Origin of the sequence: Paraburkholderia sacchari (assembly GCF_000785435.2) — a bacterium.
In the GTDB taxonomy this organism is placed as follows: domain Bacteria; phylum Pseudomonadota; class Gammaproteobacteria; order Burkholderiales; family Burkholderiaceae; genus Paraburkholderia; species Paraburkholderia sacchari.
In genome coordinates this window covers 246833-260492 of sequence record NZ_JTDB02000006.1, presented here as the reverse complement: position 1 = coordinate 260492, position 13660 = coordinate 246833, and the positions used below count along the sequence as shown (strand labels likewise).

At 65.8% G+C, this 13660-nt stretch carries 11 protein-coding genes; 9 read left to right on the top strand and 2 right to left on the bottom strand.

The genetic code is table 11. The features are described 5' to 3' along the window. Positions 1 to 8 precede the first annotated feature (8 nt). The 5 genes from NH14_RS21575 to NH14_RS21555 all read left to right on the top strand — a co-directional run bounded on the left by NH14_RS21575 (position 9) and on the right by NH14_RS21555 (position 4715). On the top strand, positions 9 to 1322 hold the full coding sequence (locus NH14_RS21575; RefSeq protein WP_035528624.1) for an aminotransferase family protein: 1314 nt from the start codon (positions 9 to 11) through the stop codon (positions 1320 to 1322). 23 nt (positions 1323 to 1345) lie between these two features. Beyond that, a complete protein-coding gene (locus NH14_RS21570) occupies positions 1346 to 2038 on the top strand; it encodes a CoA transferase subunit A (RefSeq protein WP_035528627.1) in 693 nt (230 codons plus the stop codon). Continuing rightward, positions 2013 to 2675 (top strand): 3-oxoacid CoA-transferase subunit B, encoded by a 663-nt coding sequence (locus NH14_RS21565; protein ID WP_035528629.1) that lies wholly within the window; start codon positions 2013 to 2015, stop codon positions 2673 to 2675. Before NH14_RS21570 ends, NH14_RS21565 begins: the two co-directional genes overlap by 26 nt. Continuing rightward, entirely contained in the window at positions 2672 to 3871 is a 1200-nt protein-coding gene (locus NH14_RS21560) for an acetyl-CoA C-acyltransferase (protein WP_035528632.1), read from the top strand. The genes NH14_RS21565 and NH14_RS21560 overlap by 4 nt, the downstream gene beginning before the upstream one ends. Positions 3872 to 3941: 70 nt before the next feature. After that, complete coding sequence (locus NH14_RS21555; RefSeq protein ID WP_052148155.1) at positions 3942 to 4715, top strand: ABC transporter substrate-binding protein; 774 nt, start codon at positions 3942 to 3944, stop codon at positions 4713 to 4715. Between the two features lie 45 nt (positions 4716 to 4760). Here NH14_RS21555 and NH14_RS21550 read toward each other — a convergent pair whose 3' ends face one another. Beyond that, the gene (locus NH14_RS21550; RefSeq protein WP_052148165.1) at positions 4761 to 5432 is read right to left on the bottom strand and encodes a TetR/AcrR family transcriptional regulator; all 672 of its coding nucleotides are present in this window, start codon (positions 5430 to 5432) and stop codon (positions 4761 to 4763) included. A gap of 179 nt (positions 5433 to 5611) precedes the next feature. Here NH14_RS21550 and shc point away from each other — a divergent pair, with 179 nt between their 5' ends. Together shc and acnB are read left to right on the top strand one after the other, a co-directional pair. Further along, positions 5612 to 7654 (top strand): squalene--hopene cyclase, encoded by a 2043-nt coding sequence (gene shc / locus NH14_RS21545; RefSeq protein WP_035528806.1) that lies wholly within the window; start codon positions 5612 to 5614, stop codon positions 7652 to 7654. Between the two features lie 866 nt (positions 7655 to 8520). Further along, positions 8521 to 11106, top strand: a complete 2586-nt coding sequence (gene acnB, locus NH14_RS21540) for a bifunctional aconitate hydratase 2/2-methylisocitrate dehydratase (protein WP_035528635.1) — start codon at positions 8521 to 8523, stop codon at positions 11104 to 11106. A gap of 134 nt (positions 11107 to 11240) precedes the next feature. Here acnB and chrA read toward each other — a convergent pair whose 3' ends face one another. Further along, positions 11241 to 12470 carry a chromate efflux transporter gene (chrA, locus tag NH14_RS21535; protein WP_035528638.1) on the bottom strand — a complete coding sequence of 410 codons (1230 nt, stop codon included), beginning with the start codon at positions 12468 to 12470 and terminating at the stop codon, positions 11241 to 11243. A 177-nt stretch (positions 12471 to 12647) separates the two neighbouring features. On the opposite strand from chrA, the gene NH14_RS21530 reads away from it, so the two are divergent. Further along, entirely contained in the window at positions 12648 to 13190 is a 543-nt protein-coding gene (locus NH14_RS21530) for a helix-turn-helix transcriptional regulator (RefSeq protein ID WP_052148156.1), read from the top strand. Next, entirely contained in the window at positions 13187 to 13603 is a 417-nt protein-coding gene (locus NH14_RS21525; protein ID WP_035528644.1) for a VOC family protein, read from the top strand. Before NH14_RS21530 ends, NH14_RS21525 begins: the two co-directional genes overlap by 4 nt. Positions 13604 to 13660: the final 57 nt, after the last annotated feature.

The following is a 13660-nucleotide window of genomic DNA, read 5'->3' as shown; positions in this document are numbered from 1 at the left end:
CGACGTCAATGAGCGATCATCTTTTCTACCAGTCCGCGGTGAAGCTGCCGACCATCGCGCGGGCCGAGGGCATCTACGCGTGGGACACCGAAGGCAATCGCCATATCGATGCCTGCTCGGGCGCGATCGTCGCGCAACTCGGGCACGCGCATCCGGCGATTCGCGACGCAATGCTGGCCCAGCTCGACAAGGTGGCATTCGCGTATCGCACCCAGTTCGAAAACCAGCCCGCGCTCGATCTCGCGGACAAGCTGATCGATCTCGTGGGCGGCCGCTACGACCGCGTATTCTTCTCGGGCGGCGGCTCGGAGTCGGTCGAGTCGGCGCTCAAGCTCGCGCGTCAGTACTGGTTCAGCATGGGCGAGCCGCAGCGCAGCGTGTTTATCGCGCGCAAGCCTTCGTATCACGGCTCGACCATGGGCGCGCTCGCGATGACGAGCTATACGCCGCTCACGCAGCCGTTTCAGCCGATGTTCCAGCTCTATCCGAAGATCTCTTCGCCTACGCAGTACCGCGTGCCCGCGGGCAAAAGCGCGGAGCAATATGCGCTGGAGTGCGCCGACGAACTCGATGCCGCCATCCGCGAAGTGGGCGCGCACAACGTGGCCGCGTTCATTGCCGAGCCGATCGGCGGCGCGAGCACGGGGGCCGAGGTGCCGCACGATGCGTATTTCGCGCGCGTGCGGGAGATCTGCTCGCGGCACGGCATCCTGCTGATTCTCGACGAGGTGATGACCGGCGTGGGACGCACCGGCCGCTGGTTCGGTTTCCAGCATTGGAACGTGGAGGCCGACATTCTGTGTCTTGCGAAAGGGCTCGGCGCGGGTTACTACCCGACCTCGGCAATCGTCACGCGCGCCGAGTTGACCGACCCGGTCCTCGCATCGGGCGGGTTTCAGCATGGCTATACGTACGCGGGCAATCCGCTCGCGTGCGCCACGGCGCTGGCTGTGATCGGCGTGATCGAGCGCGAGCAACTGGTGGAGAACGCGGCTTCTACGGGTGCTTACCTGCGCGGTCTGCTGGAGGAACTGGCCACGCGCCATCACTTCATCGGCGACGTGCGCGGGCGCGGCTTCCTGCTCGCGATGGAGTACGTGGCCGATCGCGAGACGAAGGCGCCGTTCGATTCGTCGCTTAAGTTCGGCGAGCAGGTCACGCGCTGCGCGCGCGAACACGGCGTGATCATCTATCCGCGCAAGTCGCTGATGGGCGAGACGGGCGACCACACGCTGATCGCGCCGCCGCTGATCACCACCCGTGCGCAGTGCGACGAGATCGCGAACCGGCTCGACGACGCGTTTCGCGCGCTCGCGCTGTGAGGCCGGCCGCGATGAGCAACCCAATGAGCAAACCGACAGGCAAACTCATGCAACTGGCCGACGCGATCGCGCTCATTCCCGACGGAGCGTCGATCATGGTCGGCGGCTTCGGCTCGCCGGGCACGCCGTTCTCGCTGCTAGCGGAGCTCGGTCGCCAGGGCAGGCGCAATCTCACGATCATCAAGAACGATGCGAACCAGGACGGCTATGGCGTGTCGCGGCTCATCGAATCCGGCGCGGTGAGCCGGCTGCTGACGACGCATCTGGGACTGAGCGGCCCCGCGCGGCGCGCGCATCTGGCCGGCACGCTGGAGGTGGAGTTCTTCTCGCAAGGCCTGTTCGCCGAGCAGATTCGCAGTGCGGGCGTCGGGCTGCCGGGCGTCGTGAACGACATCGAGCTGCCCGAGGAACTGGGGGCGTCGCGCGAAACCATTTCGGTAGGCGGACGCACGCTCTATTTCGAGCCGGCGCTGCACGCGGACTTCGCGCTGCTGTGCGCGGAGCGCGCGGATCAGTACGGCAACCTCAGCTATCGCGGCGCGGCGCGCAATTTTTCCCCGCTGATGGCGATGGCGGCCAGGCGGGTGCTGGTCGAAACGCGCACCGTTTGCGACGCGCCGCTTGCGCCCGATTGCGTGCATACGCCGGGCATTCATGTGCATGGCCTGATCCAGATCGACGGAGAACTCGATGAATACCGGCCCATCCTGCGCTGATCCGCGCCATGTGATCGCGCGGCGCGCCGCGCGCGAAGTCGCGCGTGGCCAGCTGATCAATCTCGGCATTGGCCTGCCGACGCTGATTCCCGCTTATCTCGACGAACCCGCGGCGGCGTGGGTGCATTCGGAGAACGGCATCGTCGGCGTGGGGGCGCTCGCGCGCCCGGACGATCTCGACAGCCAGTTGATCGACGCGGGCGGTGGCTATGTGTCGGTCGTGCCGGGCGGCGCGATCGTCGACAGTGCGACATCGTTCGGCATGATCCGGCGTGGCCTTATCGACATCACGTTCCTGGGCGCGTTGCAGGTTTCGGCGCAGGGCGATCTGGCGAACTGGCTCGTGCCTGGCAGCCTGGTGGCGGGCATTGGCGGCGGCGCGGAACTCGCGCAAAAGGCGCGCCGCGTGATCGTGACGATGCCGCACGTCGACAAGGCTGGCCGGCCGAAAATCGTCACGCGCTGCACGCTGCCGCTTACCGCGAGCAAGCGCGTTACCACCATCATCACCGAGCATGCGGTCTTTGCATGTTCGGAGCGCGGGCTGCGGCTCGTCGAGCGGCTTGGCGCGATGAGTGTCGCCGAGCTGCGCACGATCACCGAAGCGGATTTCACTGTGGACGAGGAGGGCGCATGACCGGAGCTTCGCGCAATGCATGGATCGTTGGCTATGCGCGCACGCCGATCGGGCGCGCGTATCGCGGCGCGTTCAACGATACGGCGGCGCCCACGCTGGCCGCGTTGTCGCTGCGCGCGAGCGTGACGCGCAGCGGGCTCGATCCCGAACGCATCGACGACGTGATACTCGGCTGCGCCTTGCCAGAAGGTTCGCAGTACTACAACATCGGCCGGCTCGGCGCGCTGGCGGCGGGGCTGCCCGTGGCCACGCCGGGCATGACGGTCGACCGGCAATGCTCGTCCGGTCTGATGTCGATCGCGCTGGCGTCGGCGCGCATCGCCACTGGCGAGGCCGAGGTCGTGCTCGCGGGCGGCGTGGAGTCGATCAGCCTCGTGCAGAACGCGCATATGAACCGGCATCGGCAGCAGGACGCGCAGCTGCTAGCGCTGCAGCCCGATGCGTACATGCCGATGGTCGACACGGCCGAAGTTGTTGCGCAGCGCTATGGCGTTTCGCGGCAGGCGCAGGACGATTATGCGGCGCTGAGCCAGCGGCGCGCCGCTGCGGCTGCGGAGGCCGGCTTGCTGCGCGACGAGATCGTGGCCGTTGACGTCCGCAAGATCGAGCACGACAAGGCGCGCGGCACGTCGGAGCCGCGCGCGTTGCGCGTAAGCGCCGACGAATGCAGGCGGCCCGGCACGAGCGTCGAAGCGCTTTCGCAGCTCGATGCGGTACGCGAAGGCGGTTCGGTAACGGCGGGCAATGCGTGCGCGCTGGCCGACGGCTCGGCCGCTTGCGCGGTGGTGTCCGACGCAATGCTCGGCACGCTGTCTTCCGCGCCGCTCGGGCGCATGACCGCGTGCTCGGTGGTGGGCTGCGGCCCCGACGAAATGGGCATCGGCCCGGTGCCGGCCGTGCGGCGGCTGCTCGAGCGCACGGGATTGTCGATCGACGATGTCGGCCTGTGGGAGATCAACGAGGCATTCGCCTCGCAGGTGGTGTATTGCATCGACGCACTCGGCCTGTCGCGCGAGCGCGTCAACGTGAATGGCGGCGGCATCGCGCTCGGCCATCCCTATGGCATGACCGGCACACGCCTCGTCGGGCACGCGCTGCTGGAAGGCGCGCGGCGCGGCGTCCGCTACGTGGTCGTCACGATGTGCATCGGCGGCGGCCAGGGCGCGGCCGCGCTATTCGAAGTCGCTCGCTCATGATGGCGCGCCGGCGCACGACGCGCTGTGTGGGCCAGTTCGATACGTCATATATTTTTTTTGGAGACCAGCAATGACCATCCTCAAGCGGTTCACGATCACGGCCTGCGCCATGCTCATTGGCGCCGCGAGTTTCACTCTGCACGCCGAAGACCTCGACAAAGTAAAGCAGAGCGGCACGCTGACTTTCGCCATGAGCGGCAAGTATCCGCCGTTCAACTTCATCGACGAGTCCGGCAAGCTGCAGGGCTTCGACGTCGATATCGGCGATCGCGTTTCGGCGAAGCTCGGCGCGAAGGCGGTGCCGGTCACGACAGCGTGGGACGGCATTGTCGGCGGGCTGCTGGCCGGCAAGTACGATGCGATCATCGGCAGTCTCGCGATCACCGACGATCGCAAGAAGGCCGTCGATTTCACGCAGAGCTATTACCGCTCCGGCGCGCAGTTGTTCGTGCCCAAGGACAGCAACGTGCAGAGCATCGGCCAGCTCAACGGCAAGACCGTTGGCGTCACGCTGGGCGAGACCTACGAAGCGTGGCTGCGCCAGAACATGCCCGGTGTCCACGTGAAGACCTACAAAGGACTGCCCGATGTGCTGATCGATTTGCGCAACCATCGGATCGAGGGCTTCGTGACGGACCGGATCGCCGGCATTCTGACGATCCGCGACAAGCAGATCGACGCGAAGCCGGTGGGGCCGCTGCTGTATCCGGAGCTGATGGCGATTGCGGTGCGCAAGGATAGTCCGAAACTGCGCGACGCGATCAACGCCGCGCTCGATTCGATCTACAAGGACGGCGAATACAGCTCGATCAGCAAGAAGTGGCTGGGAGAGGATGTGCGCTGAGCGGTTTGCGTGGCTCGCCGGGCGCAACGGCGTATCGGCAAACGCTCAGGAAGCCTTATCGATCGTCATGCGCTCGATCTGCTTCACGACCTCGTCGCGCAACTCGGGCGACAGGTTCTGATAGCCGAGCAGGTCCGAGATCCACAGGCCGTCCGCTACCAGCCGGCAGATCATGAGCCGCGCCGCGTGTTCGAGCGGCAGCGGGTCGGGCCGCGTCCACTTGCGCATGGGCGCGGAGTGGCGCTCGCGGATCTCGGGGTCGGTCATCATCGCGGCCACCAGCACGCGCAATACGTTGGTGCTCGCGGCGGGGCTCGTTTCGTCGAGCGTCGAATGCAGGTAGGCGCGCGCGCTTGCGCCGTGCGGGTCGTTGCGGTCCGCCGCGATGCGCGCTTCCATTTGCGCACCGAAGCGCTCCAGCGTCTGCTCGAACAGGGCGTCGATCAGCCCCTGCTTGTTGGCGAAGTGATACTGCAGCGCGCCCTTGGTCACGCCAGCGCGCTCGGCCACGGCGTCGAGCGTCACGGCCTGCACGCCGTGATCGGTGGCGATATCGGAGGCCGCCTGGAGCAACTGGGCGCGTACCTGCACGGGCGCTTTCTTGCGGCGTGTGCCCGAAGCCGGAGCGCCGTGCGGCTCTGCATTCTTCCCGTCTGACGTTTCGACAGATTCTGCACCGGGATGCCGCGCGGCCTCACGAGGGGCCTTTTCGGGCACTTGCGCGGACACCTGCACGGGCCGCCGCGCCGGGCGCGCAGCGCTTCCGGCGGCGTGTCCTGCCGCGCGGGCAGAGGCTTTGACGGGGGAATTCTTCATGCATCGATCTTACCATCGGGGGGCGAAGCGCAAAACATTCCGTACGGATGGTATTATTCGCCACCATGAAGAATTCCGACATGCCAACCAACGTGCAACGCGCGGCGCTGCTCGACGCCGCCATCGTGCGCGGGCGCGATGCGCTCGCGCGCCGGCAGCATCCCGACGGGAGCTGGTGTTTCGAGCTCGAATCCGACGCGACGATCACCGCCGAATACATCCTCATGATGCATTTCATGGCGAAGATCGACACGGCGCGCCAGGAGAAAATGGCGCGCTATCTGCGTGCGATCCAGCGCCTCGAAACGCACGGCGGGTGGGACCTTTACGTGGACGGCGCGCCCGATGTCTCCGCGAGCGTGAAAGCATATTTCGCGCTCAAGGCCGCCGGCGACGCACCCGATGCACCGCATATGGTGCGCGCGCGCGAAGCCATTCTGAAGCTGGGCGGCGCGGCGAAATCCAACGTCTTCACGCGCATCCTGCTGGCCACCTTCGGCCAGGTGCCGTGGCGCGCCACGCCGTTCATGCCGATCGAGTTCGTGCTGTTCCCCAAGTGGGTGCCCATCTCGATGTACAAGGTCGCGTACTGGGCGCGCACGACCATGGTGCCGCTGCTCGCGCTGTGTTCGCTCAAGGCGAAAGCGCACAATCCGCACAACGTGTCGATCCCCGAGCTGTTCGTCACGCCGCCGGATGACGAGCGCGAGTATTTCCCGCGCGGCAAGGGCATGCGCAGGCTCTTTCTCGCGCTGGATCGCACGGTTCGCCATCTCGAGCCGCTGATTCCGCAGTCGTGGCGCAAGCGCGCGATGAAGCATGCGGAAGCATGGTGCGCGGAACGCATGAACGGCGAGGACGGCATGGGCGGTATTTTCCCGCCCATCGTCTACAGCTATCAGATGATGGAAGTGCTCGGCTATCACGAGAATCATCCGCTGCGTCGCGATTGCGAGAACGCGCTGGAGAAATTGCTCGTGGAGCGTCCGGACGGCAGCATGTACTGCCAGCCGTGCCTCTCGCCCGTATGGGACACCGCGTGGAGTACGATGGCGCTCGAACAGGCGCTGGCGGTGCCGGATGCATCTGACGCGCCGGGCGTTGAATCGACGCCCAGCGCGCAATTGCAGCAGCAGATCACGCGCGCCTACGACTGGCTTGCGACGCGCCAGGTGGACGACCTCACGGGCGACTGGATCGAGAATGTGAGGCCCGATGTGCAGCCGGGCGGCTGGGCGTTCCAGTACGCGAATCCGTATTACCCCGACATCGACGACAGCGCGGTCGTGGCCGCGATGTTGCATCGCCGGGGCCGCTCGATCGAGCGCGCCACAGGCACGGATCCGTATGCCGCGCGCGTGACGCGCGCACTCGACTGGATGCGCGGGCTGCAATCGCGCAATGGCGGCTTTGCGGCATTCGATGCCGATTGTGACCGGCTCTATCTGAACGCGATTCCGTTCGCGGATCACGGCGCGCTGCTCGATCCGCCCACCGAGGACGTGTCGGGCCGCGTGCTGCTGTGCTTCGGCGTGACGGGCCGCGAGGAAGACAAGGCCGCGCTCGCGCGTGCGATCGACTACATCAAGGCGACGCAGCAGCCCGATGGCAGCTGGTGGGGGCGCTGGGGCACCAACTACATCTACGGGACATGGAGCGTGCTCGCGGGTCTCGCGCTGGCGGGCGAGGATCCTTCGCAGCCGTATATCGCGCGGGCGCTCGCCTGGCTCAGGTCGCGCCAGCATGCGGACGGCGGCTGGGGCGAGACCAACGACAGCTATATCGACCAGCACCTTGCGGGCACGAATGGCGGCGAGAGCGCGTCGAACTTCACGGCGTGGGCGCTGCTCGCGCAGATGGCGTTCGGCGACTGCGAATCGGAGTCGGTGCGGCGCGGCATTGCGTATCTGCTTTCTGTACAGGACAGCGAGGGCTTCTGGTGGCATCGCTCGCATAACGCGCCGGGCTTCCCGCGCATTTATTACCTCAAGTATCACGGCTATACCGCGTATTTCCCGCTCTGGGCGCTGTCGCGGTATCGCAGGCTGGTGGCCGATGGAGCTCGGGCAGGCGCGGTGAAGCCGGTGGAGGCGAAGTCGGGCGAGGCGGTCATGATGGTGTGAACGCCGCGCATAAAATGAACGCCACCTTTCGAGGTGGCGTTTTTTTTGCCTATGTAATTTGGAATGCGAAGTAAATGATGACGGGCTCCTGATTGAAAGATTGCGGCGCGCTATGGTGTTTTGGGGGTAACAAATGGTGACGCTATCACTGAATAATGACGATGCCGACCTCGGATCGTATCGTTGTGGCACATCGTTTGCACGGTCGTTGACGTACGTGCAGCGCGGTTTTGCGCGGTAAGACGCGTTCTTGTGGCGACTTGCACGAGAAAGGGGGGCGGATGAATCGATCGACGAAACGTCCACCGCCCGGCGCCGTACCAGCCACGAATTACTACGGCCCACCGCCCACGCCCAGCACTGGCGGCTATGCGCCACCAAATGCACCGCCGGGGGCGACGATGCCGAACTACGGCGAGAGTGTGCACACGGTTCCGTATGACCCGACGCAATGACAACATATCGCGCCCGTTCCGAAAGCCTGGACCTCGACCGCCGACTACGCGCACCCTCAGTAGGTGCGCCGCATCAGACTCGCGCAAGTCGCGCTGAGCGCGCCAACGCAGGGGACATAGATCGCAGTCCACCACGGCTGCTGATCGCCGTAATGCAGCAGCCGTGGTGGCGACGAGCTGCGTGATCGAGCTGGAGACGCCGCCGGAGATCCGGTACACGGCCGAGTCACCGCTGTAGCGCACGCGCGCGTCGAACCGCTCGCAAAAGAGCGCCGGCCAACTCTTATATAAGACATAAGATATTTGACGCAGTAGGGTGTAGCAATTAAAATTGCGCACAACGCAGTGCCCGGCACAGCCTCGAAGTGCCTGAACAGCCCTTCCCCGAAACGTCATATCAGCAGGTCCCCCATGCTTGAAAACTTTCGTGCTCACGTAGCCCAGCGCGCCGCGCTCGGCATTCCTCCCCTGCCGCTCACGGCCCAGCAGACCGCCGAACTGGTCGAATTGCTGGCGAATCCGCCCGCAGGCGAAGAGCAGACCCTGCTCGACCTGATCACCAACCGCGTGCCGGCTGGCGTGGACGAAGCCGCTCGCGTGAAGGCTGGCTTTCTGGCCGCCGTCGCCAAGGGCGAAACGGCCTGCGCGCTGATCTCGCGCGCTCGCGCCACCGAACTGCTCGGCACGATGCTGGGCGGCTACAACATCGCCCCGCTGATCGAGCTGCTGTCCGACGCCGAAGTCGGCACGGTTGCTGCCGACGCGCTCAAGAAAACCCTGCTGATGTTCGACCAGTTCCATGACGTCAAGGAACTGGCCGAGAAGGGCAACGCCAACGCGAAGGCCGTGATGCAAAGCTGGGCCGACGCCGAATGGTTCACGAGCCGTCCGGAAGTGCCGCAAAGCCTGACCATCACCGTGTTCAAGGTGACGGGCGAAACCAACACCGACGACCTCTCGCCGGCCCCGGACGCCACTACGCGCCCGGACATCCCGCTGCACGCGCTGGCGATGCTGAAGAACGCGCGCCCCGGCATCACGCCGGAGGAAGACGGCAAGCGCGGCCCGGTCAAGTTCATCGAATCGCTGAAGGAAAAGGGCCACCTGGTCGCCTACGTGGGCGACGTGGTCGGCACGGGTTCGTCGCGCAAGTCGGCTACCAACTCGGTGCTTTGGTTCACGGGCGAAGACATCCCCTTCATCCCGAACAAGCGCTTTGGCGGCGTGTGCCTCGGCGGCAAGATCGCCCCGATCTTCTACAACACGATGGAAGACGCCGGCGCGCTGCCGATCGAGCTCGACGTGTCGAAGATGGAAATGGGCGACGTGGTCGAACTGCGCCCGTACGAAGGCAAGGCGCTCAAGAACGGCGAGGTGATCGCCGAGTTCCAGGTCAAGTCCGATGTGCTGTTCGACGAAGTGCGCGCCGGCGGCCGCATTCCGCTGATCGTGGGCCGTGGCCTGACCGCGAAGGCGCGTGAAGCGCTGGGCCTCGCGCCCTCGACGCTGTTCCGCCTGCCGCAGCAGCCGGCCGACAGCGGCAAGGGCTTCTCGCTCGCGCAGAAGATGGTTGGCCGCGCCTGCGGTCTGCCGGAAGGCCAGGGCGTGCGCCCGGGCACGTACTGCGAACCGAAGATGACCTCGGTGGGCTCGCAGGACACCACGGGCCCGATGACCCGCGATGAACTGAAGGACCTGGCGTGCCTCGGCTTCTCGGCCGACCTCGTCATGCAGTCGTTCTGCCACACCGCCGCTTATCCGAAGCCCGTGGACGTCAAGACGCACCAGACGCTGCCGAACTTCATCAGCACGCGTGGCGGCATTGCGCTGCGCCCCGGCGACGGCGTGATCCACTCGTGGCTGAACCGCATGCTGCTGCCCGACACCGTCGGCACCGGCGGCGACTCGCACACGCGCTTCCCGATCGGCATCAGCTTCCCGGCGGGTTCGGGTCTGGTCGCCTTCGCGGCCGCTACCGGCACGATGCCGCTCGACATGCCGGAATCGGTGCTCGTGCGCTTTAAGGGCAAGATGCAGCCGGGTGTCACGCTGCGCGACCTCGTCAATGCGATCCCGCTGTACGCCATCAAGCAAGGCATGCTGACGGTCGCCAAGCAGGGCAAGAAGAACATCTTCTCGGGCCGCATTCTCGAAATCGAAGGCCTGCCCGATCTGAAGGTCGAGCAAGCGTTCGAACTCTCGGATGCCTCGGCTGAGCGTTCGGCTGCCGGTTGCACGGTGCACCTGAACAAGGAACCGATCATCGAGTACCTCAACAGCAACATCACGCTGCTGAAGTGGATGATCGCCCAGGGCTACCAGGACCCGCGCAGCCTCGAGCGCCGTATCAAGGCGATGGAGGCATGGCTGGCCGATCCGCAACTGCTGCAACCGGACGCGGATGCCGAGTACGCCGCCGTCATCGAGATCGATCTGGCCGACGTGCACGAGCCGATCGTGGCGTGCCCGAACGATCCGGACGACGTGAAGACGCTCTCCGACGTCGCAGGCGCGAAGATCGACGAAGTGTTCATCGGTTCGTGCATGACCAACATCGGTCACTTCCGTGCGGCTTCGAAGCTGCTCGAAGGCAAGCGCGATATTCCGGTCAAGCTGTGGGTCGCCCCGCCGACCAAGATGGACCAGAAGCAGCTGACCGAAGAAGGCCACTACGGCGTGTTCGGAACGGCTGGCGCGCGTACCGAAATGCCGGGCTGCTCGCTGTGCATGGGTAACCAGGCACAGGTTCGCGAAGGCGCAACGGTCATGTCGACCTCGACGCGTAACTTCCCGAACCGTCTGGGCAAGAACACGAACGTGTACCTGGGCTCGGCGGAACTGGCGGCGATTTGCTCGCGTCTGGGCAAGATCCCGACCAAGGCCGAGTACATGGCCGACATGGGCGTGCTCAACGCGAACGGCGACAAGATCTATCAGTACATGAACTTCGACCAGATCGCGGACTTCAAGGACGTGGCCGACACCGTGGCGATGTAAATCTGACGATGGCCTGACGCGAGGTGTTTTCGCGCCAGGCTATTGTCGTAGCGGCTCGCACAATGGCGCCGCAGGCTCAATGCCTGCGGCGCCATTTTTATTGGTGCGGCGGCACGGGTCCCGCGAAGCGCTTTTCAACTCAGCACGCTTTGCGCGATCCCCATCGCCATGCAAAAAACCACTACGACCAGCGGCGCCGCCTTCCATCGCGTCAACAGGAAAAAGCCAACGCAGGCGATGGCGAAATCGATCTGCGTGCGCACCGCGCTCGTCCATACCGGCGAGTAAAGCGCGGCAGCCAGCAAGCCGACCACGGCAGCATTGATCCCGGCCAGCGCCGCGGACATCGCTGGCCGGCTGCGCAAGGCGTGCCACCACGGCAGCGCGGCCAGCACTAGCAGCAGCCCCGGCAGAAAGATTCCCACGGTAGCCAGCAGCGCGCCGCTCCAGTGGTTGGGCGGGCTCGCCATCATCCAGCCAAGAAATGCTGCAAACGTGAAGAGCGGACCCGGAACGGCTTGCGCCGCGCCATAGCCGGCCAGAAAGTCATTCGGCGCGACCCAGCCCGTTGCGACCGTCGCGTGCTGGAGCAGTGGCAGCACCACGTGTCCGCCGCCGAACACGAGTGCACCGGAGCGATAGAACGCTTCGAACACCCGCACGCCTTGCGCGGCTGCGCTCATCAGCGGCAGCCCGAAAAGCAGCACGCAAAACACGATCAACGCGGCGATGCCCGCCTTGCGCGAAACGGGAAATGCCCCTGAATGCGGCAGCACGGCGCGCGTATCGCCAGCGACCGCCGAGCGGCAAAGCGCAAGACCGAGCAGGGCGCCCGCGGCGATTGCGATCAGTTGTGCGTAAATCGTGGTCAGGACGCTGAGCAATGCAATAGCGGCGAGCGCGATGCCTGCGCGGCGATGGTCGGGGCACAGCCGCCGCGCCATGTCCCAGACCGCTTGGGCCACCACGGCCACCGCGACGAGCTTCAGCCCATGCACTACGCCCGCGCCCACCGGCCCGCGGAGGTCCGGCGCGATGGCCGCGAAGACCAGCATCAAGAACACCGAGGGCAGCGTGAAGCCGCACCAGGCCGCGAGCCCGCCGGCCCATCCGGCCCGCAGCAGGCCGATCGCAAAACCGGTCTGGCTGCTGGCGGGGCCGGGCAGGAACTGGCACAGCCCGACCAGATCGGTGAAGGCCGCGTCGTCGAGCCAGCGGCGGCGCTCGACGAACTCGCGGCGGAAATAGCCGAGGTGGGCAATCGGGCCGCCAAAGCTTGTCACGCCGAGCCTGAGAAAGACCAGCAGCACCTCAAGAGCGCGGCTGGCGGAGGAAGTGCGCGGCGATGACATGTCGGTATGCATGAGAATGGGCAGAAATTGGGTGCTCTCGATATTAGCGTCTGATTGCGGGTGTGGCGAGGCGCAGACCGAGCCTCGCGAGGACGGACAAGGCGAGCCGGCAGGCCCGCATGATGCCAACCCGGTCTCCGGTATGCTTGTTGCACTCAGAGCCGATCAGGTCGCCAGCTCCCGAACCTCATGCCTGCACGCAAGAATCATCATGCTCGGCCTCCCGCCGCGTCTCCCGTGGCGCGCTGCGCCGACGCACTCGAAGACCCGGCCCTACTGCGCCGCCTGCTGCGCGCGCGCGACCGCATGGACGCCGCTTCGCACGAGGCGTGGCCCGTCAAGCGTCTCGCGGAAGTCAGCGGCGTGTCCGAGGCGCATTTCGCGCGCTCGTTCAAGCGTGCCTTCGGCGTGCCGCCGCACCGTTACCTGCTGACGCGGCGCATCGAGCAGGCCACCACGCTGCTGCGCGACACCGAACTCGGCGTCACGGATATCGCATTCGCGACCGGCTGGGAGAGTCTCGGCACGTTCGGGCGCATCTTTCGCGACATCACGGGCATGAGCCCGAGCGCGATGCGCCGCGAGTCGCGCGAGGGCGTGTCCGCGCTCGCGCGCGTGCCTGCGTGCGTGCTGAAGGCCGCGCAGCGCCCCGATCTCACGATGGCAGTTTTGGAGAAGCGCCGCCGGTTGACCCAAGATACAGTGCGGCCATCTACCAAGGAGGTCACATGAACCAGGGCATCAATGTAGTGGGCTTGTACGTCGACGATCAGGACGAAGCACTCGAGTTTTACGTCGGCAAACTCGGCTTTCGGGTCCATACGGACGTGCGCAACGGCAATTACCGCTGGCTGACGGTCCAGCATCCGGATCAGCCCGCGTTCCAGCTTGGCCTGTTCGCGCCCGGCCCGCCCATGCACGACGAGGCCACCGCGCAAACCCTGCGGGCCATGGTTGCCAAGGGGGCCATGCCGCCTCTCGTGCTGGCGGTGGCCGACTGCCGCGCGAGCTATGCGGCGCTCAAGGAAAAGGGCGTGGAATTCACGCAGGAGCCGGTGGATCGCTACGGCAGCGTCGATGCCGGCTTTCGCGACCCGGCCGGCAATGGCTGGAAGATGATCCAGGCGCCGGACAAGGAGCACTGAGAAAGGGCACTGAGCGGCCACTGGTCTCACTGTGCGCTGCGCGCCATGGGGTGCGCG